At 43.7% G+C, this 24,816-nt stretch carries 15 protein-coding genes and 1 riboswitch; of the genes, 11 read left to right on the top strand and 4 right to left on the bottom strand.

Annotated features, from left to right (window positions below; genetic code table 11):
* Positions 1–719 precede the first annotated feature (719 nt).
* The 9 genes from baiCD to JK635_RS12935 all read left to right on the top strand — a co-directional run bounded on the left by baiCD (position 720) and on the right by JK635_RS12935 (position 14,601).
* Positions 720–2,648: a bile acid Fe-S flavoenzyme BaiCD gene (baiCD, locus tag JK635_RS12975; RefSeq protein ID WP_202654395.1), complete on the top strand. Its 1,929-nt coding sequence runs from the start codon at positions 720–722 to the stop codon at positions 2,646–2,648.
* A gap of 490 nt (positions 2,649–3,138) precedes the next feature.
* On the top strand, positions 3,139–4,314 hold the full coding sequence (locus tag JK635_RS12970; RefSeq protein WP_202654394.1) for a C40 family peptidase: 1,176 nt from the start codon (positions 3,139–3,141) through the stop codon (positions 4,312–4,314).
* A gap of 124 nt (positions 4,315–4,438) precedes the next feature.
* On the top strand, positions 4,439–5,023 hold the full coding sequence (locus JK635_RS12965) for an HD domain-containing protein (protein WP_202654393.1): 585 nt from the start codon (positions 4,439–4,441) through the stop codon (positions 5,021–5,023).
* A 265-nt stretch (positions 5,024–5,288) separates the two neighbouring features.
* The gene (locus JK635_RS12960; protein ID WP_202654392.1) at positions 5,289–8,105 is read left to right on the top strand and encodes a cation-translocating P-type ATPase; all 2,817 of its coding nucleotides are present in this window, start codon (positions 5,289–5,291) and stop codon (positions 8,103–8,105) included.
* 347 nt (positions 8,106–8,452) lie between these two features.
* Positions 8,453–9,103, top strand: a complete 651-nt coding sequence (locus JK635_RS12955; RefSeq protein ID WP_202654391.1) for a TetR/AcrR family transcriptional regulator — start codon at positions 8,453–8,455, stop codon at positions 9,101–9,103.
* A 60-nt stretch (positions 9,104–9,163) separates the two neighbouring features.
* The gene (locus JK635_RS12950; RefSeq protein ID WP_202654390.1) at positions 9,164–10,306 is read left to right on the top strand and encodes an acyl-CoA dehydrogenase family protein; all 1,143 of its coding nucleotides are present in this window, start codon (positions 9,164–9,166) and stop codon (positions 10,304–10,306) included.
* A gap of 15 nt (positions 10,307–10,321) precedes the next feature.
* Complete coding sequence (locus tag JK635_RS12945; RefSeq protein WP_202654389.1) at positions 10,322–11,962, top strand: AMP-binding protein; 1,641 nt, start codon at positions 10,322–10,324, stop codon at positions 11,960–11,962.
* Between the two features lie 259 nt (positions 11,963–12,221).
* The gene (locus JK635_RS12940) at positions 12,222–13,007 is read left to right on the top strand and encodes an enoyl-CoA hydratase (RefSeq protein WP_202654397.1); all 786 of its coding nucleotides are present in this window, start codon (positions 12,222–12,224) and stop codon (positions 13,005–13,007) included.
* 55 nt (positions 13,008–13,062) lie between these two features.
* Positions 13,063–14,601: an acyl-CoA carboxylase subunit beta gene (locus JK635_RS12935; protein WP_202654388.1), complete on the top strand. Its 1,539-nt coding sequence runs from the start codon at positions 13,063–13,065 to the stop codon at positions 14,599–14,601.
* Between the two features lie 291 nt (positions 14,602–14,892).
* Here JK635_RS12935 and JK635_RS12930 read toward each other — a convergent pair whose 3' ends face one another.
* The gene (locus JK635_RS12930) at positions 14,893–15,813 is read right to left on the bottom strand and encodes a Na/Pi symporter (RefSeq protein WP_202654387.1); all 921 of its coding nucleotides are present in this window, start codon (positions 15,811–15,813) and stop codon (positions 14,893–14,895) included.
* 184 nt (positions 15,814–15,997) lie between these two features.
* On the opposite strand from JK635_RS12930, the gene JK635_RS12925 reads away from it, so the two are divergent.
* Positions 15,998–17,353, top strand: coding sequence for an APC family permease (locus JK635_RS12925; protein WP_202654386.1), 1,356 nt, complete (start codon positions 15,998–16,000; stop codon positions 17,351–17,353).
* Positions 17,354–17,520: 167 nt separating this feature from the next.
* Entirely contained in the window at positions 17,521–18,045 is a 525-nt protein-coding gene (locus tag JK635_RS12920) for a CBO0543 family protein (protein ID WP_202654385.1), read from the top strand.
* Between the two features lie 142 nt (positions 18,046–18,187).
* On the opposite strand, the gene JK635_RS12915 is transcribed toward JK635_RS12920, so the two are convergent.
* From JK635_RS12915 to JK635_RS12905, 3 genes are all read right to left on the bottom strand, one after another.
* A complete protein-coding gene (locus JK635_RS12915) occupies positions 18,188–19,135 on the bottom strand; it encodes an ABC transporter substrate-binding protein (protein ID WP_202654384.1) in 948 nt (315 codons plus the stop codon).
* The gene (locus tag JK635_RS12910) at positions 19,132–19,683 is read right to left on the bottom strand and encodes an ATP:cob(I)alamin adenosyltransferase (RefSeq protein ID WP_202654383.1); all 552 of its coding nucleotides are present in this window, start codon (positions 19,681–19,683) and stop codon (positions 19,132–19,134) included. The genes JK635_RS12915 and JK635_RS12910 overlap by 4 nt, the downstream gene beginning before the upstream one ends.
* Before the next feature lie 238 nt (positions 19,684–19,921).
* Positions 19,922–20,131: riboswitch (cobalamin riboswitch) on the bottom strand.
* A 303-nt stretch (positions 20,132–20,434) separates the two neighbouring features.
* Complete coding sequence (locus JK635_RS12905; protein ID WP_202654382.1) at positions 20,435–24,688, bottom strand: 2-hydroxyacyl-CoA dehydratase; 4,254 nt, start codon at positions 24,686–24,688, stop codon at positions 20,435–20,437.
* Positions 24,689–24,816: the final 128 nt, after the last annotated feature.

Here is a 24,816-nt window from a genome sequence, read left to right as displayed (position 1 = left end):
TATTCAGGTTAAACTGTACTTGAGTCATTTTTATTCCTCTTTTCATTGTTTATCGTGGTTGAAAACAGTGTTGCCAAAAGTGAATAAAATGACTCATTATTTTTACACAATTATACGGACTTAATCGGAACCGCCTTTGAAAAGTGTTCATGGGAAGGTCTAACGGGCACAAACATGGAGAACTCCCAAGGAAAAGTGTTCATAGGAAGGTTTAATGTGCACGAAATCGGAGAGCAGCAAATGAAAAGTGTTCATAGGAAGACCCAACGAGCACAAAAACGGGAACCACCTTTGAAAAGTGTTCATGGGAAGGTCTAACGGGCACAAACATGGAGAACTCCCAAGGAAAAGTGTTCATGGGAAGGTCTAACGAGCACCAAATCGGAGAGCAGCAAATGAAAAGTGTTCATAGGAAGACCCAACGAGCACAAAAACAGGGAACCACCTTTGAAAAGTGTTCATGGGAAGGTCTAACGAGCACGAAATCGGAGAGCAGCAAATGAAAAGTGTTCATGGGAAGATTCAACGTGCACAAAAACGGGAACCGCCAACGAAAACCGTTCATTGAAAGGGCTGATCCGCATCTTCACAAAATGAGATTACCTTAACTATATTTGTCCTTATTTTGTAAATAATTTTGCTGAATTTGCCCTCTCTTTCCTGAAAAATGAGTGTAAAATTAATGTGAAATACTTCGCATGGCGAAAGGAGAAATATAGATGTTTCCTAAATTGTTTTCACCGATCAGGCTTAAGGGGCTTGAACTAAAAAATCGCATTATCTTGCCGGCTATGGGGACGAAATTCACAACAGACAGCAGTATGACCGACCAGCTGATCGATTTTCATGTAGCGCGTACAAAAGGTGGGACAGGGCTAAATATTATGGAATGCACCGGCGTACACGCACCATCTACACCTGGTCGCTTTTTTTCGATAGCAGAAGATAAATATATTCCTGGTTTTAAGCGCTTTAATCAAGCTATTCATGAAGCGGGGGGAAAGACTTGTATTCAACTCTGGCAAGGCAGTATCGCTGTCGCTAGTGACCCGAAGGCCATGATCATTGTCGCCAGTGATATGCAGCTCTCGCCTGAATATACGGTTCCCGGGGCAAGCCATGAGTTAATTGCCGAGCTGACCGAGTGCTTTGGCCAGGCTGCTCGCCGTTCCGTTGAATCCGGTTTCGACTGCATAGAAGTTCACATGGCACACAATTACATTTTGCATTCATTTCTCTCGGGCGGGATTAACCGGCGAACAGATGAGTACGGCGGTTCATTAGAAAATCGGGCCCGCTTTCCGCTGGCCGTCATTAGGGCAATCCGGGCACAGATGCCTGAAGACATGCCTCTATTGATGCGGATCGACGCACATGATGATTATCTTGAAGGTGGCCTTACGATTGAAGAGGTCATTCAATTTTGCAAGTGGGCGAAGGACGCAGGCGTAGATGTTTTAGATATTTCACGGGGGAACATTATTTCCGCCGCCCTTAAGTATGAGGTGCCGCCTATTGACCTACAATGGGGCTTCAACATTGAAAATGCTGCCAGAATTCGTCAGGAGACTGGAATGCTTACGATCGGTGTAGGTCGTATCAACGACCCTGCCTTTGCTGAAGAGATTCTTGAAAGTGACAAGGTGGACATGGTGGTCATTGGGCGGGGACAAATTGCGGATCCTGAGTTTTGCAATAAGGCAAGAGAAGGAAGGGTGGATGAGATCGTCCGTTGTGTCGGCTGCAACCAAGGGTGTTATGACGCCAACGAGCGGGCCGATATTCCTTTTATCAGCTGTCTGCAAAATCCTGCTTGCGGGCATGAAGCGGAATATGCAATTGTTTCCACTGACGCACCTAAGACTGTGCTAATAGCCGGCGGTGGTATGGCGGGGATGGAACTTGCCTCGATACTGAAGCAACGGGGACACAATCCAATCTTATTTGAAAAATCCAACACGCTTGGTGGTCAGTTTATCTTGGCAGGCCTCGCCCCAAGAAAGGCAGAAATGAAAGCTGCTGCTATTCACCGGGGACAGCAACTGCAAAAAATGGGGGTGGATGTCCGGCTGAACACAGCGTTAACGCCTGCTGTTATTGAAGAAATAAAGCCTGATATCGTTGTCAATGCAGCTGGGGCAATGCCGATCAAATTAAAAGTTCCGGGAGCTGAATTAGCGAATGTCTACAGTTATCCGGAAATTCTCCAAGGTGAACGGATTCCAGACGGCCATGTTGTGGTCATTGGCGGCGGTCTTGTAGGATTGGAGACAGCTGAATATTTGCTTCATAACGGCTGTAAGATCACGGTTATTGAAATGCTTGACACAATCGGAGCGGATCTTGGTTCCACTCGCAAAATTATTGTCATGGAAAACCTTTATGGTGCCGGTGTGGACATGCTTACGTCAACGAAGTGCGTAGAAATTAAGCCTGAAGGCGTGGTCGTCGAGCATGAGGGAAAAACGGAAATACTGCCATGTGACGCTGTTGCGGTCGCGGTGGGGGCGCAGAGTACCTCTTTACCGGAGCTGGAGGAATGCTGCCATAGGCTCGGTATTGAGTATCATTGCATTGGCGATGCCCTTAAGCCACGTCGAGCCATTGATGCGACCGCTGAAGCAGCAAAACTGGCCCATGCTGTTTAACCAAAGTAATATTCGCGCTGAATTTACTGTCACTGTTTGCTGATATTGTAATTTTTTTCATTAGTGAGCTCATATAAATGATATCCAATCAGCTTCCTTTATGCTCACATGTTATTCTAGAAAGGTGTTTAGCAGCAAGATATTTAAAGAAGGATGCCTAAAATGTGGCATCCTTCTTTAACGTGAAATATAAATTATTTGACAGCGACTGCCTCCAACAGAATTCAGAAATCACCTCAGCTGGGCCGGCCCCAAAAGATTCGTCGTGGCTTTATCCGTGCCGCTAAAGTAGTCATAGTTTCTAGGTTCGGCTCCGGCACCAAGTGATCATTTTGGTGGCAGTTGTACGGTCGACTCATTTCCTATTTTTTCTACATAACATTACAATTATATTACATTACCGACAGGATTATTGTAATTCTCTCCCTTGGCAGATAAACTAGTACATAGATTAATTGACTGAATGATTAGTAGTAAAAGGAGATTTTGTATGATTAAGAAATTATGTAAGTACACGATATCCGTAGCCGTCCTTGCCACTACGATTCAAGTAACACCTGCTTTTGCAGCACCGGCGACAGTGACAAAAGATCAAATCGAAGCAACCAAGAGCCAAATCGAGGACTTCGAAATGAAAATTGAGAAATTGGATGACCGAATCACCGTCGCAATGGTGAAAAGTCAAGAATTAAATGATCATATTAAAAAACAACAAGCAAAAATAAAGGATACTGAGGCCGAAATTGTAAAAGCCAAAAAAGACTTAGAGATTCACAAAGAGATCTATTCCGAAAGACTAAAAAGTCTTCAGGCAGAAGGAAAAGATTCCCTCGTTACATATGCAGAACTATTGCTTTCATCCGATAACTTTTCGGAGTTTTTAACTCGTTTTACAGCTATTTCAGAGATTATGCAAAGTGATACAGATCTTTTAAACGGTCTGAATGAAAAAGAACAGGCACTTAAAAATGCAGAACAAAAACTAAGCGATGAATTAGAAAATTTAAAACAGAGTCAAGCTGACTTAGCTGCCGAGCAAAAAGAAATTAAAGAAGCTAAAAAAGAAGTTTTCAAAGAATTGGCGAATGCCAAAAACAAATTGCAAAGCCAACAAAATCAACTTGCTCAACAAGAAGCTGAACGGCTGGCTAAAATAGCGCAGCAGCGGGAGGCACAACAAAGAGAAGCGCAAAAGAGAGCTGAAGCAGCTCAGCAACAGCAAGACCGTCCGCAATCTTCCGATAACGGATCGTCCAATTCCAGTCCGTCAACACCGTCAACACCATCGGCCCCACCTGTCAAAGTAACGGGTTCGGCATCAGCGAGCGCTGTTATTGCGAATGCTAAAAAATATCTGGGAGTTCCGTATGTTTGGGGTGGAACATCACCAAGCGGATTTGACTGTTCAGGATTCGTTCAATATGTATTTCGTTCTGTTGGCATCAGCCTGCCAAGGGTTTCAAGAGCCCAGCAAGATGTTGGTCAACAAATTCCTTTAAGCCAAGTGCAACCGGGAGATTTAATCTTTAGAGGGAACCCGGCTCATCATGTTGCCATTTATATTGGGGGCGGGCAATATATTCATGCACCGCAAACGGGTGACGTTGTAAGAATTGCACCATTTAATCCGTCTAAATTTACTACTGCTACAAGAGTATTGCATTAACATAGGATCTTTAAGAGATGCATAGCTAATTTTGAAATGAAAAATAAAGAGCCTTTTCCAACTATTTGGAATTAGGCTCTTTTTATTTCAAACTAAAAAATACAGTAATTGGAGGAGCTAATAGATGAAGGAGGAAAATATTGTTTCGTTTATCAAAGAACTGGAACGATTAAAAAACAATACCAGAACAGCATGGACAAGCACTGGCAGGCACGAAAGCATTGCGGAGCACTCCTGGCGCCTGTGCCTTTTTACTTTCGTACTGGAGGATTCTTTTCCCGATGTCGACTTTAATAAGGTGCTGCGGATGGCTTTGATCCATGATTTAGGGGAAGCTTATGAAGGGGATATTTCAGCCAAGGAGACTGGAAATACCAGTGAAAAATTAAAAAGGGAAGAATTTGCTTTAAACAAAATGATCGAACCACTTTCGCCAAAAATACAAGAACAGTTTTTAGCATTGTGGCAAGAATATAATCAAGCTGAAACAAAAGAAGCTAAATTGGTTAAAGCACTGGATAAAATTGAAACCATTATTCAGCATAACCAAGGAAAAAATCCGAAAGGTTTTGATTATCAATTCAATCTGGAATATGGAAAAAAATACGCAAACTTTGATCCTATTATTCGGGCAATAAGAACAGTAGTCGACCAAGAAACACTTCAAAAAACGACAGGGGAGAAATCGAAGGATCCATCAGCTGACTAGAGTTCAAAGACTAAAACCGGCAAAGAGTAACCTTGAATAAAAACAACAGAGAGCATGGGTGTGCCATGCTTTTTTCTGTTAGCCCAACAGCTATGTGAACGATTATGAACCTTTTTTCAAATCGATTTACACCTAGCATAAGTGGGAGTACTATAATAGTAGGAAAATATTTTTCCATTGTTTTACATCAATAACAACACTTTTAACAGAATAAACTAGCCTCTAGCGAATTTTCTTAATACGTTTGTAAATGGGGGAACTAACAATGAATGAGAAATTAGAGTTTGATACGGTTGATCAAACAATAGCTAAATTGGTTCCAAATCAAGTCTTTGAACAATTGCAAACAAATGAGGAAGGTTTGACAACAGAAGAGGCCACTAAGAGATTAGACCTTTACGGGAAAAATACCATTAAAGAGAAACAAGGAAAATCACTTTATCCGTTATTTCTCGCCAACTTCACCAGTATGCTGGCCATTCTTCTATGGGTCAGCGGCGCCATTGCTTTTATTGCTCAAATGCCGCAATTGGGGATTGCCGTTTGGTGTGTCAATCTGATTAATGGGATCTTTAGTTTTATTCAGGAATATCGGGCAGGGAAGGCAACAGAGGCCTTAAAAAGCTTAATCTCCTCGTACGCCAGGGTAATTCGTGATGGACAAGAGCAGCAAATTTTGGCAGAGGAACTTGTGCCGGGTGATCTGATATTGATCGAGGAAGGTGAGAAAATTTCGGCGGATGCCCGCCTAGTTATGTCCAGTGATTTACGGGTAAATCAATCCGCACTTACAGGTGAATCCCATCCCGTGCAAAAATATGCCGATGCTGTCGAGAGGAAAGATTTAGAAAGCTTTGAAATCCCCAATTTAATTTTTGCGGGAAGTACGGTTTCCAGCGGTTCCGGACAAGCTGTTGTCGTCAAGACCGGCATGAATACGGAATTTGGTAAAATTGCCGATTTAACTCTCAATGTATCTGAAGAATTAAGTCCACTGCAAAAAGAACTGGTTCGGCTGACAAAACAGATTTCCATTATTGCCTTTGCTTTTGGTTTGACATTCTTTTTGCTGGCGATTTTCTTTGTGAAAAATCCGATGGCGGAATCGTTTATTTTCGCTCTGGGGATGATCGTTGCCTTTATTCCAGAAGGACTGTCGCCCACGGTTACCCTGGCTTTGGCACAGGGTGTTCAACGAATGGCCAAGAAAAATGCCTTGGTGAAAAACCTCTCATCGGTTGAAACACTGGGCTGTACCACCGTTATTTGTACCGATAAAACAGGAACGCTGACGCAAAATGAAATGACCGTTAACCATATATGGCTGCCGGGCAGAGAATTAAAGGTGACGGGTAGCGGATTTGCTCCAAAAGGTAAAATTCTCGATAACGGCCGAGAAATTTCCGCAGCTAATGATTCAGCATTAAATTTGCTTGTTACCGCTGCAAGCCTTTGCAGTAATGCCAAAGTGATTCCACCCAATCAGGATAATCCGCATTACACGGTTCTCGGAGACCCGACTGAAGCCTGCTTAGGTGTTGTTGCTGAAAAAGCCGGTGTCCGTGTGGACTTTTTGCAAAGAGAATTGCCGCGAATTTACGAATTGCATTTTGATTCGAGAAGAAAAAGAATGACAACAATTCACGAACTTAACACACAGGTTCATGGAAAAACCCGAGTAGCTTTTACAAAAGGTGCCCCAAAAGAATTAATCGATTTATGTGAAACAGTGAACGTAAATGGAGCGGTTTCTCCGTTAACGGCTGAGTTCAAAGCAACGGTGATGGCCGCAAATGATCAGTATGCCCGTTTGGGTTTGCGTGTTTTGGCCGTAGCGGTCCGCTATATCGGAGAAGATGACCAGGATCTCCCGGCTGATGTTAGTGAGTATACAGTAGAAAATATCGAACGAAAAATGACCTTTATCGGCTTAGTTGTGATGGCTGACCCGCCGCGTCCGGAGGTTCCTGATGCGGTCGCAAAATGCCATCAAGCGGGAATTCGAATTGTGATGATTACTGGTGATTATGGATTAACAGCTGAAAGTATCGCTAAACAAATTGGTATTGTAAGGGGCGATTCTCCACGGGTGATTTCCGGTGTCGAATTAGAAAATCTATCCGATGAAGAGCTAAGGAAATTATTAAAAGAGGAAATTATTTTTGCCCGCGTTGCCCCTGAGCAAAAGTATCGTGTTGTTGAAAATTTACAAAAAGTCGGCGAAGTCGTAGCCGTAACTGGTGATGGCGTCAATGATGCTCCGGCCCTTAAGAAAGCGGATATTGGAGTTGCTATGGGGATCTCCGGAACTGATGTGGCCAAAGAAGCAGCAGATATGATCTTAACTGACGATAATTTTGCTTCGATTGTCCAGGCGGTTGAACAGGGCCGTGCAGTATATAACAATATTCGTAAGTTCCTGCTCTATATTTTAAATAGCAATATGCCGGAAGCGGTCCCTTCGGCGTTCTTCTTATTTTCAAGAGGGACGATTCCATTGCCGTTAACGATTATGCAAATTTTATTTATTGACCTTGGTACCGATCTAATTCCGGCATTAGGCTTGGGATCAGAAGAACCGGAAAGCGGAATTATGCGTAAACCGCCGCGAAATTTGGCTGAACCCTTATTAAATAAACGGATTATCTTCAAAGCTTTCTGCTGGTATGGGATTTTGGCATCAGTCATTTCCATGTGTGGATATTTCTTTGTCAACTTTTCCCATGGATATTCAGCAGCAGGGTGGGCGGAAAAGGGCAGCAATGTTTATCTGGTGGCAACGACGATGACATTGGCCGGTATTGTGTTTAGTCAAATTGGTGCCGTAATGAATTGTCGTACGGAAAGACAATCTGTTTTTAAAAAGGGACTTTGGAAAAATCCTATCATAAATATCGGAATTGCTGCAGAAATCCTTTTTCTGGCTCTCATTATGTACGTTCCTTTATTACAGGACGTCTTTGGGACAGCACCAATTGGGACAAAGAATTGGCTCCTCCTTTTCTGTGTGCCGCCGATCATTCTCATGATTGAAGAAATTCGTAAAGCTGTTTCCCGAAGGCTGACCCATCATGATGGTTAAACATTAAAAATAATCCAAGGATCTCGTGAACGAGAACAATTTCACGAGATTCTTTTTTTGGCTACTATGAAAGTATAACTATTTTCATTCTTTCTTTGTGGTACAGCGTTGATTTTGCACTGCATGATGGGCTATAAAAAAGTATAAAATTTTTCCACGTCTCATAAATTTAACTATGCCTCATGAACCGCCCTTAAGGACTCGCCAGTCAGCGAGTTTTCAATTTTGATGATAGGATTTGCAAAAATGTTAATAGAGTAGTTAATTCTGAATAGATATACTTTTCGGAAAATATATTGAATTAGTGAAATCAATATGTTACTATTTTTTTCAGAAGGGGGATGAAAGTGAAGAAGAAATCACTGAAGGAAAGGATTATTGACACGGCCTTGGTGCTATTTGAAAAAAATGGCTACCACGGGGTGACCGTAGACCAGATTGTTGAACAATCTGGAACATCCAAAGGCGGGTTTTACCATAATTTTAAAACAAAAGATGAATTACTTTATCACATCCACGACGTTTTTATCTCCTATGTTCTTGAAAAAGCAATAGACGTACAGAATAATCATCATTTTGAAACACCGACAGCACGCTTATGTGCTACCATTCAATCTTTCACCAAAGTATTTGATTTATACAAACCTCATATTACTGTTTTTTATCAAGAAAGTACTTATTTGACTGAAGAATATTCCCAACGCATAAACGAAAAACGCGATCAGTACCGCAGGATCATTGTCCAAATCATCGAGGAAGGTCAGACTAGCGGCGATTTTCGCCCTGAGGTGCCAGCTGATATTGCGGCCATGGCCATCATTGGGATGATTAATTGGACATATAAATGGTTTAACAAAGACGGTCGGTTATCGATTGAATCGATTGCCCAGATCTTTAATGATTTGTTGCTCCATTCTCTCTTATCCGAGAAAGGGAAGAAACAGGAAGTTGTGCAACTTTTTTTACTGAAAAATCACACTCTGACGGCTGAGGCATAAAACAAACCGACTAGTCCGTTTGCAGGATCCCATTAATGACAACAATCGAGGGGGAAAATAATGAACTTTGAGTTAACCGAAGAGCAGCAAATGCTCAAAGAAATGGTACGCGAATTTGCTGAAAAGGAAATCAAGCCATTTGCCCGTGAAGTCGATGAGACAGCGCAAATGCGCTATGAAACTTTTGAAAAATTAGGGGAATTAGGGTTGCTGGGAATTCCGTTTCCGGAAAAATATGGCGGTTCCGGTGGCGACACCATCTCTTATGTTATTGCTGTCGAGGAAATTGGCAAGGCGTGTGGCGGAACCGGTTTGAACTATGCGGCCAACACCAGTTTAGGGGCAAGTCCGATTTATTATTTTGGAACAGAAGCGCAAAAGCAGGAATGGCTCGTTCCGATGGCCAGTGGGAAAACACTGGGCGCTTTCGGTTTGACCGAACCAAATGCCGGCTCGGATGCTGGTGGCACGAGAACAAAAGCAGTCCTTGATGGCGGGGAATGGGTGATTAACGGTGAGAAATGTTGGATTACCAATGCTAGTTTTTCCAGACAAGTAATTGTAACCGCTGTCACAGGAAAGCGAGAGGACGGAAGAAACATTGTTTCCGCAATTATTGTCCCAACAGACACACCGGGCGTGAAGATCTCCAGCAATTATGACAAGATGGGGGTTCGCGGCTCCAATACATGTGAAATCATCCTCGACAACGTCCGCGTGCCCAAAGAAAACCTGCTTGGCGATGAGAAAAAGGGCTTCAGCCAGTTTTTATACACCTTAGATGGGGGCCGAATCTCGATTGCCGCTCTCGCTGTCGGCATCGCCCAGGCCGCCTATGAAAAAGCATTAAAATTTGCAAAAGAACGGGTTCAGTTTGGCCAAACCATATCTAAATTCCAGGCGATTCAATTTAAATTGGCCGATATGGCAATGGAAATTGAGTTAGCGAGAAATCAAGTTTACAAGGCTGCCTGGTTAAAAGATCAAGGAAAACCATTCGGAAAAGAAGCAGCGTTTGCTAAATTATTTGCTTCGGAAGCCGGGTTCCGCGTCTGTAATCAGGCAATCCAAATCCATGGTGGTTCCGGTTATATGAAAGAGTATGACGTCGAAAGACATTTGCGTGATATTAAATTAATGGAAATCGGCGAAGGAACTTCGGAGATTCAACGTTTAGTCATTGCCCGCCATATAGGATGCTAAACAGGAGGAGATAGGATGTCTGAATTAATTCGTAAAACCGTAGGACAATTGTTAGCGGATCGTGCCACAGAAATGCCGGATCATGAGGCCCTCGTCTATCCGGACCGAGGACTGAGGTATTCGTACCAACAATTTCATGCTGTCTGTGAAAGAATCGCCAAAGGGTTAATCGGTCTTGGAATTCAAAAGGGGGAGAACGTTGCCGCTTGGGCAACGAATGTCCCGGAATGGGTCAGTTTGCAATTTGCTACCGGTAAAATGGGAGCGGTCCTCGTCACCGTCAACACGAATTATCGTACGGCTGAACTTGAATATCTATTAAGACAATCAGACACCACCACATTATTTTTAATCGAAAACTATCGGGGAAATTCCTATATTGATACCATTTATGAGATTTGCCCGGAGCTTGAACATTGTGAGCCGGGAAAACTGGAATCAAAAAGGCTGCCGCTGTTAAAAAATGTTGTCGTCTTAAGTGAAAAAACATATAAAGGCACCTTTAGGTGGACAGACATCTTAGAAATGGCTGATCGTGTTACCGCTCAAGAGCTGGAGGAGCGCTCTCGGTCATTGAAACCGGACGAAGTGATTAATATGCAATATACGTCGGGAACAACGGGATTTCCGAAAGGTGTCATGCTGACCCATAGCAACCTGGTCAATAATGCCTACAATATCGCCCGCTGCATGGAACTAGGCCAGCAGGACCGGCTCTGTATTCCTGTCCCGTTTTTCCATTGCTTTGGCTGTGTGATCGGAACGCTTGCCGCTGTTAGTGTCGGAGCGACGATGGTTCCGGTTCAGGAGTTTGATCCCGAAGTGGTGCTGCAAACTGTGGAACAGGAGAAATGTACCGCGCTTCATGGGGTGCCGACAATGTTTATCGCCGAGCTCAATCATCCTAACTTCCCGAAATATGACTTGTCTACGTTGAGAACCGGGGTGATGGCTGGCTCCAACTGCCCGGTTGAAGTGATGAAAAACGTGATGAATAAAATGAACATGACGGAAATTACCATTTGTTATGGTCAGACGGAGTCATCGCCGGTAATTACCCAGACCCGTACCAATGATCCGGTCGAACTGCGGGTGGAAACAGTCGGAAAAGCACTGCCAAATGTAGAAGTGAAAATTGTTGAGCCGGGAACCAGCCGTGAATTGCCCTTTAACCAACAAGGGGAACTATGCACGCGCGGCTACCATGTGATGAAAGGCTATTATAAAAACCCCGATGCCACAAGGGAAGCGATTGATGAGGACGGCTGGCTGCATACAGGCGATTTGGCGATTATGGATGAAAACGGCTATTGCCGCATCACCGGCCGGCTAAAGGATATGATTATCCGCGGCGGTGAAAATGTCTATCCGCGGGAAATTGAAGAATTCCTCTACACCCATCCGAAAATTCTCGATGCCCAGATTGTCGGCGTTCCCGATAAGGTATTTGGCGAAGAGGTATGTGCCTGGATTATTTTGAGAGAGGGCTGCATCGCGACAGAAGAGGAGATTAGACAGTACTGCAAAGAAAGGATATCCCGTCAAAAGGTGCCAAAGTATATATTCTTTACCGATTCTTACCCAATGACCGCATCGGGAAAAATTCAAAAGTACAAACTTATTGAGCAAACGAAAGACCTAATTCCGACCCAATGAAAAATTTTTAGCTACCGTGAAAGGATAACTATTTTCATTCTTTGTGGTGCAGCGTTGATTTTGCCCTGCATAGTGGACTAATAAGAAAGTATAAAATTTTTCCAAATTTTATGCTTTTTTATGTCGCATAAATTCAACTACGCCTCATGAACCGTCCTTAAGGACTCGCCAGTCGACGAGTTTTCATTTAAGCAGCTGGATTGAAAAACAAGTTTAGCAAGCTGACAATCTTGTAGAAAGGAGGGGGGTTGTGAAGGAAATGGCCGTGAAAACAGTACAGCTAGAAAAGCTGAATAATGGAATTGCCTGGATCACATTGAACCGTCCTGAAGCGGCAAACGCTTTTTCCAAACAGATGCTTTATGATCTTCAAGAAGCAGTAGCTGACATTAGACATGATCCAGATGTTCGAGTTGTGATCTTGACCGGTTCTGGAACCAAGGTATTTTGTGCTGGTGCCGATTTAAAAGAGCGGAAGGGAATGACCGATTCCGAGGTAAGACAGACAGTCCGTCTCATTGGTGCCGTGATTAAAGAGGTTGAAGAGTTGCCGCAGCCGGTCATCGCCGCGATGAATGGTGCGGCCTTTGGCGGCGGGCTGGAGCTGGCGCTTGCCTGCGATTTGCGGATCGGGGCAGCCGAAGCCAAACTTGGTCTTACCGAAACCTCCCTGGCGATTATTCCCGGGGCCGGAGGAACTCAGCGCCTGCCCCGATTAATCGGTCTGGGCAAAGCAAAGGAATTAATTTACACGGCGAAACGATTATCGGCCCAGGAGGCGGCGGCAGTCGGCATGCTCGAATACGTCGTTCCCCAGTCAGAGGTGCGAGAAAAAGCGCTGGAGCTTGCCGCTGCAATGGTGAAAAATGGGCCGCTTGCGCTGGTGCAGGCCAAACTGGCGATTAACAAAGGACTGGAAGTGGACTTAGCCACCGGCCTCAAAATAGAAGAGTTGGCCTATGATGCCCTGATTCCCACCGAGGACAGATTGGAAGGACTGCGAGCCTTTGCCGAAAAACGGGCTCCTCAATATAAAGGGAAATAAACGATCCAGTTACTATCTTCAGATGGTGCCTGGCCGCCAAAAGGAGGAACTATAATTGAACGAAGTCAATACAAAATCAGATTACCAGCAAAGGAAAGAAACCGTATTAAAAGGGGGGCATGAGAAATATCATAAAAAGAATTGGGAACAGGGGAAATTGTTTGTCCGCGATCGTCTCAGATTATTATTGGATAACGGTCTTCAAGCGGAGGACGGGATGTTCGCCAATCTACTCGCCGGAGACCTTCCGGCGGACGGAGTTGTCACCGGAATCGGGAAAATTCATGGCCGAACCGTGTGTGTGATGGCCAATGATTCAACTGTAAAAGCAGGTTCTTGGGGACAGCGGACCGTGGAGAAAATCATACGCATTCAGGAGACAGCGGAAAAGCTGCGTTGTCCGCTGCTCTATCTTGTCGATTCTGCCGGAGCAAGAATTACCGATCAATTGGAAATGTTCCCGGGAAGAAGAGGAGCCGGCCGGATTTTTTATAATCAAGTTAAATTGTCGGGGAAAGTTCCGCAAATTTGCCTTTTATTTGGTCCATCGGCAGCCGGGGGAGCTTATATCCCTGCCTTTTGCGACATCGTGGTGATGGTGGAAGGCAACGCCTCGATGTATCTGGGCTCGCCAAGGATGGCGGAGATGGTGATCGGTGAAAAAGTGACACTGGAACAGATGGGCGGTGCTAGGATGCATTGCTCCGTTTCCGGCTGTGGGGATGTTTTAGCCAAAAGTGAGGATGAAGCCATCGCTTTTACCCGCAACTATCTTACCTATTTCCCGAATAATTTTTCCGAAAAACCGGAGAAAGCAGCAGCAAAGCCGCCAACTTCCTTCGAAAAATCAATCGAGGAAATTATTCCAAAGAATCAGAATGCCCCTTTTGATATGTATCAATTGATTGAGCGCATTGTTGACGCGGATACCATTTGTGAGATAAAGAAATTATTTGCTCCGGAATTGATTACCTGCCTTGCGCGGATCAACGGCCAGCCGATTGGAATTATCGCCAATCAGCCGCGGGTAAAAGGGGGCGTGCTATTTCATGACAGCGCCGATAAAGCGGCCAAGTTTATTAATTTATGTGATGCCTACCATATTCCGCTGTTGTTTTTGGCCGATGTACCGGGATTCATGATTGGAACCAATGTGGAGCGGGCAGGTATAATTCGCCATGGCGCCAAGATGATTTCGGCAATGAGTGAAGCAACTGTTCCCAAAATGACTGTCATTGTCCGTAAAGCTTACGGGGCCGGATTGTATGCCATGGCCGGTCCTGCATTTGAACCGGATTGCTGTATCGCCCTGCCAACGGCGGCGATTGCGGTGATGGGGCCGGAAGCTGCCGTTAATGCGGTATATGCCAATAAGATTGCCAGTTTACCAGAGGAGGAGCGCGCCGCCTTCATCGCCGAAAAACGCGAAGAATATCGTCAGGATATCGATATTTACCGGCTCGCTTCAGATCTGATTATTGATGATATCGTCGAACCCAATCGTCTTCGCGAAGAACTGGCCACTCGTTTAGAATTCTATATGTCTAAGTATCTGGTATTTTCGGAACGTAAACATGGGGTTTATCCTGTTTGATTAAAAATATGCCTGTTGCCTGTCTGGAAACGGTTGAACTGATATCTCCAGTATCCGGGCGGTGACAGGCAGTTTTTTTGAGCTGGAAGAGGGAGGTGGCTGCCAGGTTACCGAAAAATGAAAATAGTTATCCGCTCAGTTAGCAAGCAGCAGTCTAGTTGCCCGAAAACAGAAAAAGAAAACATTTCAGTCAGCAAGCAGCAGTCTAGTTGCCCGAAAACAGAAAAAAGGAGCCATTTCGGTCAGCCAGGAGCGGTCTAGTTGCCCGAAAGCAGAAATGAAAAAGTCACGTCACCGACCATGTAATTTTGTAATAAACTTGGCGAATTGATTTGTGAACGGAAGGACAACTAAGGAAGATATAACGTTAAAGATCACGCTGATATGGGCGAGTTGTGCGTCCGATTGATTGGAAAGCTGAGCTCCTAGACTAGCGAGGCCGCCAATAAAAGGATAAAAAGCAGCTACACCTAGGACATTTAACCAGATGTGAGCGTAAGCGGTTAGTTTCGCTTCTTTACCTGACCCGATGGAAGCGAGAAAAACATCAACGCAAGTTCCGATATTGGCCCCGAGGACAATTGCGATCCCTGTATCTAAATGCATCGTTCCTGCTGTAAGAAACCCCATAACAATCGCGGTTGTTGCTGTACTCGACTGGATAATGGCTGAAAGAATGATACCCGTCACAACCGCATACAAACGGTGTTTATCGATGGTCAGCAGCCATTCATTAATCAAATCCATATCCTTTAACGGAGCAGCCAAGTATTCAAAGCCGCGAATCGCCGAAAACACAACAGCAATTCCTAATAAAATCAATCCCATGCTACGCAGATTTTTCTTTTTCATAAGGGCAAGAATAGCCCCGATAATCGCGATCGGAATAAGATAGGATTCAATATTAAAGGTAATTAATTCGGTTGTCATCGTGGTGCCGATATTGGATCCTAAAATAATTCCGATTGATTGCGGGAAGGTAAGCAGCCGGGCTGAGACGAATCCTACGGTAATAATCAAAACGGCGGAACTGCTTTGTAGCAAAATAGTGATAATAATTCCTACTAAAACCCCTTTCAAGGGGGTATCCGTTACGTTCAGAATCCATTTTTTCAAAGAATCTGCAGATAGATTAAAAAGACCTGACCTTAACAGTGTCATGCCGTAAATAAACAATCCTATGAAAAGTAAAAAAAGAAATAACTGGACCATGAACTCACATCCTTCTTCCATCAATATATGAGGTGGATTGGAGGGACATGTCCAAAAGATGAACCTGCCTGTCACTGCTTGTAGAGATTCCACTCCAATGGAATGAAAATTTCTGATTATTGTTAAAACTCTGTCAAATTGTTATAATAGTAAGAAAGTTTTAAAAATAGGGGGAGTGGTGCAATTGGAGAATGTAACACTTAAGCGTTCACTGGGACTATGGGCAATTGTCGGGCTTGGATTGGGGTATATGACACCAACCGTTGTGTTTGATACGTTTGGAATTGTATCGGATGAAACAAATGGCGTTGTTCCTATGGCCTACCTAGCTGCTTTAATTGTCATGTTATTCACGGCGATTAGCTACGGAAAAATGGTACGAGTATTTCCAAGTGCCGGATCAGCCTATACGTATACGCGAGAGACGATGAACCCATATCTGGGATTTATGGTTGGCTGGACAGCCTTACTTGATTATCTTCTTCTCCCAATGGTAAATGCCCTTATTATTCGCCTTTATATGGAATCATTTTTTCCTAATCTCCCGGCTTGGATATGGGTGGTTTCCTATGTTGCGATTGTCACGATTTTAAATGTCTGGAGTATGGGTAAAACCTCTAATGCAAATGCAACTCTGGTCATTTTTTCTCTCTTCCTGATTGTCGCCTTTATCGTACTTGCCTCTATTAAGCTTACCAATGGAATGGGCCAAGGAACCATTTTTACTTTAACACCTTTATATCATTCCAATGTACAACTCGGAGCGGTTTTAGCCGGGGCAACCGTTGTCTGTTTTTCCTTTATTGGATTTGATGCGATAACGATGTACGCCGAAGAGGCGGTTGATGAAAAAACACTGCCAAGAGCGATCATTTTAACGGTTTTAATCGGTGGAGCGATTTTTCTAGTTTCATCCTTTTTCGCCCAAGCCTTGTTCCCCAATCTAGCAAACTTTAAAGTAACCGACAACACTCTGCCTGAGATTGGATTGTTCGTTGGCGGCACGATTTTCAAAATATTTTTGGTTGCAGGGGGATTTGCCGCAACAGCTGCATCTGGGCTTGCCTCACATGCAAGTGTTTCTCGGCTGCTATATGTAATGGGGCGCAATGGGGTTCTCCCGAAAAAGGCTTTTGGTTATGTTCATCCGAAATTTCGCACACCGGCATTTAACGTTATTTTGGTCGGTATTGTTTCATTGCTAGCGATTACTCCTTCACTTGAGTTAATCGCATCCGTTATAAATTTTGGCGCACTCATTGCCTTTACATTCGTCAATTTGTCAGTACTTGCTCATTTCGTCTTTCACCAAAAGAAATATAAAACAGGAAAAGACTTTTTCAATTATGTCATCATGCCGCTCCTTGGAGCCGGAACGACGGGAATCTTGTGGTATCACCTAAGCGCGGATGCCCTGATTGGTGGGATTATTTGGGTCATCATTGGTTTAACTTATATGGTTATTCAATTGAAGATCTTTAAGACGAATATCACAAAAGTGAATTTTGAGGAGACTGATCAGACTTCATCACTTACATAACACGAGTGATTGGGGATAAGTGCCTGTCACTGCCTGCAATTTGTCGGGGATTCATCGATAATTTTGGGGTGGTGCAGGCACTTTTTTTGTATGTCTAATAAAAAATGTTATTTTAGGAAAATAGTGGAAATAATATAGTTAGTAATAATGTTGGAGGATGTTGCATTTTGAATGTAGTTTACGCATTAATTTGGCTGTTTGCATTTTTTAAATGGGGTGACCTTAAGAATTGGCATAAGTACTATCCTACCTATCTGTTCTTTTTGCTGGGGGATTTTTTATATCTCTATTTATTATCTGACTGTTACCCGATGTGGAAGTATAACCCGCAAGGAATCGATGAAAATATCGGATTGACTAATGCCCATGTCTCTTTCTCAATTATGGCTATTAAATATCCCACCACCACGTTTATTTACTTATCCAAATTTCCGGAAAAAAGAATCAAACAAATATTGTATATTACCGGCTGGGTATTGCTTTACATTGCTAATGAATTAGTCGATAACTTTTTTAACCTAATCAAGTATTACAATGGATGGAATCTTGCCTGGTCCATCTTGTTTAATGTCGTTATGTTCATCACCCTTAGAGTCCACTATACCCGTCCATGGCTGGCATGGCTTTTCTCTTTCGTCTTTGTTTTGTTTTTGTGGAAAATATTTGATGTTCCGAACGACGTGTTTAGGTGAAATACCCTAACGTTTTTTTAAGGCAATCGTTTCAGCAAATACCTAAAATTGTAAACAGTGAGAACCAACCAGCTTTTGTAATATGATTGGTTCTCATTATTTTTTTGTATAAGAGTATTGGGAAGACCCTCGTTCCTCCAGGCTACTTGAATAGTTCAGGATAAACAGTTTTAGCTACCAGCTCTACTGCTTCGCCGATTCTTGGGCCTGGGCGGGACAGGATGTCCGGGTCTAATTGATAGACGTTATTTTTTTGAATGGCATTGATCGTTTTCCACCCTTTTCGGGCTTTGATTTCGCCAATCGGGTCTTTTGTATAATTCACCGTCGTGACAATGATCTCGGGGTTTTGCTTGACCACATCTTCTTCTGAAAGTTTTACCCAGCCTTCTTGTTTAGCAAAGACATTCTCCACCCCTGCTTTTTGCAGGATTTCCTGCTGGAATGTATTTTTTCCGGTTGTATAAATGTCTGGTGACGGGCTGATTTCGAAGTAGACCCGCTTTTGTTTCTCTATGCCTTGTAGTTTTTCTTCGACATGTTTAACTTGTGACTGAATCTCTTCAACAAGCTGTTCGCCTTTCTCTTTAACCCCCATGACCTCAGCAATTTGTGCGATATCGCCATAGACATCTTCAATAGTAGTAGCCGATTGAATCACAAAAACGGGAATGTCGGCATCTTCCAGCGGTTTAAGCGCGTTTTTATCTCCAATTGTATAGGCCAACACTACATCAGGCTTGAGTTCGATAATTCTTTCAGCATTCATTTTAACAGAATCAGATACCCGCTCAATCTTACTTGCCTCTTTTGGATAGTTATCAAAATCAGTCACACCGATGATTTTATTACCGGCACCCAAGGCGAATAATATTTCCGTGTTGCTTGGCTGCAAGGATACGATCTTTTCCGGAACCTTTTTAAAAGTAATTTTTTTCCCTCTGTCGTCCGTTACCGAATACGAAGTTGTTTTTGCTGCGGGCTTTTGCGGATTAGCAGTAGCCGTGCTTTTTTCATTTGACTGACAGCCAGCTGCAAAAACAATCATGATGATCATAGTTAATATGCTGAGTAAATATTTCTTTTTCATTGATTTTGACCCTCCAAGTTCCTTTTTTGTCTTACTGGATAGGATTTACTGATAAATGGAATTTCTCGGATGCCGTTCTGCTTGTTGGTATAAACCGCCATCAAAAACAGGACATTCGCCAGCAAGTGAGTGTAGTCGAACAGAATTTCCGGAATTTCTTTTTCGAGACTCAGCTTATGTAGAGCTCTGACAGATTTTTTGGCTTCACTCCTGCAAGTATGAAGAACACAGGCGGCCGTCGTTCCATAAGGAAGCAGGAACTGATCAATGCGATCTTTCACCTCAGCTTCATAAAAATCATACATCATGCTTAATCGTTCTAAATCTTTCTCTTGAATGGCAAGCTTTCCCCGTGCTGAGCCATTAAGATGGTAGGCCATGGGAAGCAGATACAGTAAATCTTCGTGGATAATCGGGATATCCTTTGTTAATGACGCGGCCAAGCCAATTTTCGTCGTTAATGAATCGGTCCGGATTTCAAAATCGACGGTCGAGGCTGACTCACGCATAAAGGGATAACAAAGAAATCGCAAGTCTTTTTTTGGCATGATTACTCTCCTCCTTGTAATTTTATTTTTGTGAAACACCTGCGATATCAAGTTCCTCGGAAGAAGAGTAAGACAAATATATAAAGATGGTTTGTTTATTTAAGTTATCCGACCGACAATTTGTTTTTAAATACAAAAAAGCCGCCCAGATAAAAAATTGGCCGGCTGTAGATTCTTGCTAAAATATGTAAGAACCAGATGAAATCTGCCGTACAATCCTCTTATCTTCCGAAGAGCATAATACGTTCAAGAATAGGCAGGTCTCCTGGCTTGTGCATCATTTTACTCTAAGAACCTTCCCATTTGCCTGAAGTTGAGTCTTTGACTCTTTGACAAACAGTGGCTATTTCTTATTTCATCAGCACTTACAGTTGCGGAAACAGCTCCGGTATTTCACCGGATTCCCTATTAAGCTAACGAATTAGCAACCTATTCCCTGCAAGCTATATTCACTTAAGAAATAGTGTACACTTTATTTGCTGAAAAATAAAGAAATTTGTGGAATACTTGGAGATTGGTAGAAATTTTTGTGGTATTAATTTTAGGTGCGCCAATTGGAACGGATAAGACGCCGATTGAAAGGAGCAACGCGCCAATAGGAGCGGGAAAAACGCCAATTGAAAGGAGCAAGGCGCCAATAGGAGCGGGAAAAGCGCCAATCAAAAAGTGCAACCCGCCAATTGAAAGGAGCAGCGCGTCAATAGGAAAAAGGCACTATGTGAAAAATTCACAGAGTGCCTGACAGCCATTGTCATGATTTCATGATTAGATCATTTTCTTGTTTTAGTTTGTTTTTAGCGATATTAATCATCAGCTTGATGCGATTGACCTGGTTTACTTTGCTGATGCTAGAGTCATAGTCGATCGAAATAATGTTGGCATTTGGATATTCCTTCTTAATGCCGTTAAACATGCCTCTGCCGATAACGTGATTTGGCAGGCAGCCAAACGGTTGGACGCAAACGACATTATCAACGCCGGAGTCCATTAACTCAACCATTTCTCCCGGCAAGAGCCAGCCTTCCCCCATCTGATTGCCGATACTTAAGAAGCGTGATGCTTTTTCCGCCACTTCGGAAATTTTTAGTGGAGCTTCAAAGCGCTCGCTTGCTAACAGAGCCTCACGGATCGGACTGCGATAATATTCAATCAATTGAATCGCTACTGTTCCAATGGCAATATTCAGTTTGGATTTACCAAAGTGCTCCACCTTATATTTCCGGTTGTAAAGCCCATATAAGAAGAAATCAATAAAGTCCGGAACAACGGCTTCGCCGCCTTCTTTTTCGATGGTTTCAATCAGCTGGTTGTTGGCATATGGGTGGAATTTAACAAGTATTTCACCCACGATTCCGACCCGCGGTTTTCGCTCTGGAATCATTTCAATTTCGCTGAAATCGGCAATGATCTCATTAATCACTTTCTTATATGCGCGCATCGAGAACGCTTCTAACAGCTGCTTGCTGGATTCTAGCCATTTTTGATAAACTTTTTCGGTGCTGCCGGTGACTTTTTCATAGGGCCTGACGGTAAGTTTCAATCGCATGAGCAAATCACCGAGACAGGCGGCAATTACCATCGATTTGGCGAGCGTAGGGGAGATCTTAAATCCCGGCTGATTCTTTTTCTCCATCCCGCCGCCGTTTAAGGAGATCACAGGAACTTGAGGCATTCCGGCATTCCGCAACGCCTTCTTTAGCAGCGCGAAATAGTTGGTTGCCCGGCAGCCGCCGCCGGTTTGCGACATAATCACAGCGGTTCGGTCCAAATCGTATTCTCCGTTCTTCAAAGCGCCGACAAGCTGACCAATTGTGATGACCGCCGGATAACAGGCATCATTGTTGACATAGCGTAATCCAACCTCGACATCGGCATCTTTGACATCCTGCAATATTTTTAAATCATATCCATCGAGAGCAAACGCCTTGGCAAACAGATCAAAATGACTGGGCAGCAGCTGCGGTGCAAGGATCGTGTATCTTTTTTTATCACCTTTGGCAAATTTAGGCGGTCTGATTTTCGCTGTGTTCTGTTTATGCTGTAATTCTGGATGATTTTCTCTCTCTTCAATGGCTGCGTTTAAGGAACGAAGACGAATCCGTGCTGCTCCCAAATTGCTGACTTCATCCATCTTTATCCACGTATATAACTGATTGCTTTCCTCCAAAATTTCCTGTACCGCATCTGTTGTGATCGCGTCCAGCCCGCAGCCGAAGGAGGTAACCTGCAGCAGTTCGAGACAAGGTTCTTTTTTAACCACATCTGCCGCCTGATAAAGTCGGGAGTGATAGGTCCATTGATTGACGACATCCACCTCCAAATCCTCCGGAGCCAGCTGGACAATCGCGTCCTCGGTTAACACGGCGAACCCCAATTTATTGATCTCACCCGGAATGCCATGATTAATCGCAGGGTCAATATGATACGGATGCCCCGAAAAGACAATCCCTTTTCGCTGTTCTTTGCGTAATTGAGCAATGACTTCCTCGCCACGTCTGTGCAGCCATTCGGTATAGGCCTCTTTTTCAGCCTGGGCCTTCTTAAGAGCCCTTTTGAGTTCGACTTTTGGAATGTCCTGAAAACATTCACTCAGATTTTTCAACAGTGCGGCAGGATGATCGATCGTTAAGAATGGGTTTAAGTATGTTACTTGATTATCAATAAAGACTTTCTCCAAATTCACCCTGATCACCTCAGGATAGGAGGCCACAATCGGACAATTGTAATGATTTTGCTGGGCCTGATTTTCCCGTTTTTCAAAAACAACGGACGGATAAAAGATGGTCTTGACGCCTTTTTCAATCAAGTTCAAAATATGACCATGTGAAAGCTTGGCTGGATAACAGACAGATTCTGACGGAATGGTTTCAATCCCTTTTTCAAAAATGGCCTTACTGGAAGGGTCCGATAAAACCACCTCAAAACTTAATTCGGTGAAGAAGCGGTGCCAGAACGGATAGTTATCAAACATATTTAACACACGGGGCAGGCCGATTTTTCCTCTTTCCGCTTCATCGCCTTCAAGGCAGACACGGTTAAATACTTTATCCAATTTTTCTTCAACTAAATTGGGATATGGACTTTTTTGCTTTTGCTTTCCGGCCCCCCGCTCGCAGCGATTCCCCGTAATGAAGGACCGTTTGTCAGAGAATTTATTCACGGTAATCGGACAGTTATTCTCACATTTACCACAGCGGCGGTGGAACGTTTGCAGGGTAAAATTGCCGAGCTGTTCCACCGGTAGCAGCGAAGACACCGATTGTCCATCCCATCTTTCTTTGGCAATCAGGGCACAGCCGTAGGCTCCCATCAATCCCGCCATATCCGGACGAATAACTTGTTTACCGGTAATTTTTTCAAACGAGCGAAGGACGGCATCATTTAGGAAGGTTCCTCCCTGGACGACCACATGATTGCCGAGCTGTTCGGCTGATTTGAGCTTAATGACTTTGTAAATCGCATTGGAAATGATCGAATGTGCCAAGCCGGCGGAAATGTCGGGAATGCTGGCGCCTTCTTTTTGCAATTGTTTAACTTTTGAATTCATGAACACGGTACATCGTGACCCGAGGTCGGCTGGTGCCTCCGCCATTAAGGCCATTTCAGAAAACTCCTGGACACTTTTTTCCAACGTTTCTGCAAAACTTTCGAGGAACGAGCCGCAGCCTGACGAGCATGCTTCATTCAGTAAGATTTGGTCAATCACGCCGTTTTTGATTTTGATACACTTCATATCCTGGCCGCCGATGTCAATGATAAAGTCGACATCCGGCTGGAATTGCTTTGCCGCAGTATAGTGGGCCACCGTTTCAATTTCCCCATCGTCAATCCGAAAGGCTGCCTGAATTAATTTTTCGCCATATCCGGTTACGGTGGAACGGACAATTTTCACATCCACCGGCAGCGCTTGGTACAGAGCCGTTAAGCCTTCACGGACGGTTCCAATCGGGTTCCCTTTATTTTTTTCATAAAAACGGAACAGCACTTCATCGGTTTCACCGGTTAACACCATTTTCGTTGTCGTCGACCCGGCGTCGATCCCTAAAAAAGCGTGACCGGAATAGGCTGACAGCGGACTTTGTTTTACTTTTGCCAAGGAATGGCGGCTTTTGAATGCTTCATAATCTGCCTTTGAACGGAAGAGGGGCTCAAGCCGTTTGGACTGGTCGACATTGACAGCTTGATCCATATTCGCAAGGATTTGAATCAGTTTGTCCACTTCAATTGATTCATTATTATTGCTTTCCAGGGCCGCCCCGATCGCGACATAATAATGCCCGTCCTGACTGTATAATATATGTTCACCGGTCAGCTTTAAGGTATGTATGAAACTCTTTCTCAGTTCCGATAAAAAAGTTAACGGACCGCCTAAGAAGGCGACATTGCCGCGAATCGGTCTGCCGTTTGCAAGTCCGGCGATGGTTTGATTGACGACCGCCTGAAACACAGATGCAGCGATATCTTCTTTTCGGGCTCCTTCATTTATCAACGGCTGGATATCCGTTTTCGCAAATACACCGCATCTTGAGGCAATCGGATAGATTTTTTCTGCGCCTTTTGCCAGTTCATTTAATCCAGCGGCATCTGTATTTAGCAGGGTGGCAATTTGGTCGATGAACGCCCCCGTTCCGCCGGCGCAGGCAGCGTTCATTCGCTGCTCAATTCCGTTTGTAAGGTAGATGATCTTGGCGTCTTCACCGCCCAGCTCGATAATGACATCAATATCATTTTCGGTCGATTTTACCGCTTCCGTGCAGGCAACGACTTCTTGAATAAACGGGATACCCAGCGGTTCACATAATCCAAGGCCTGATGAACCACTGGCATTCATTTTCAGTTTTGCATAAGGAAATCGCTCAGACACCAGACGCAACAATCTTAACGTGGTCGTTTTGATATCAGAAAAATGCCGTTGATAAAATTTAAAGACAATTTCATTTTGGTTGTTTAAGGCAACGAGTTTGGCTGTTGTTGAGCCAACATCAAGGCCAACTTTCAGTTCCATGGTTCCCCTCTCCTTGAAAACATCATGTCTTTTTATAAGCTTGCTTTGGTAAAAGAAAAAGCAAAATCCTCCTTGAGAAACACACCTTTTTATTAGTTTGTTTCACGAAAAATAATCATCGGGCAACT

Origin of the sequence: Neobacillus paridis (assembly GCF_016765675.1) — a bacterium.
GTDB classification, from domain to species: domain Bacteria; phylum Bacillota; class Bacilli; order Bacillales; family Cytobacillaceae; genus Neobacillus; species Neobacillus paridis.
Note: the sequence above shows the minus strand (reverse complement) of the source record. Positions and strands in the feature narration are given on the sequence as shown.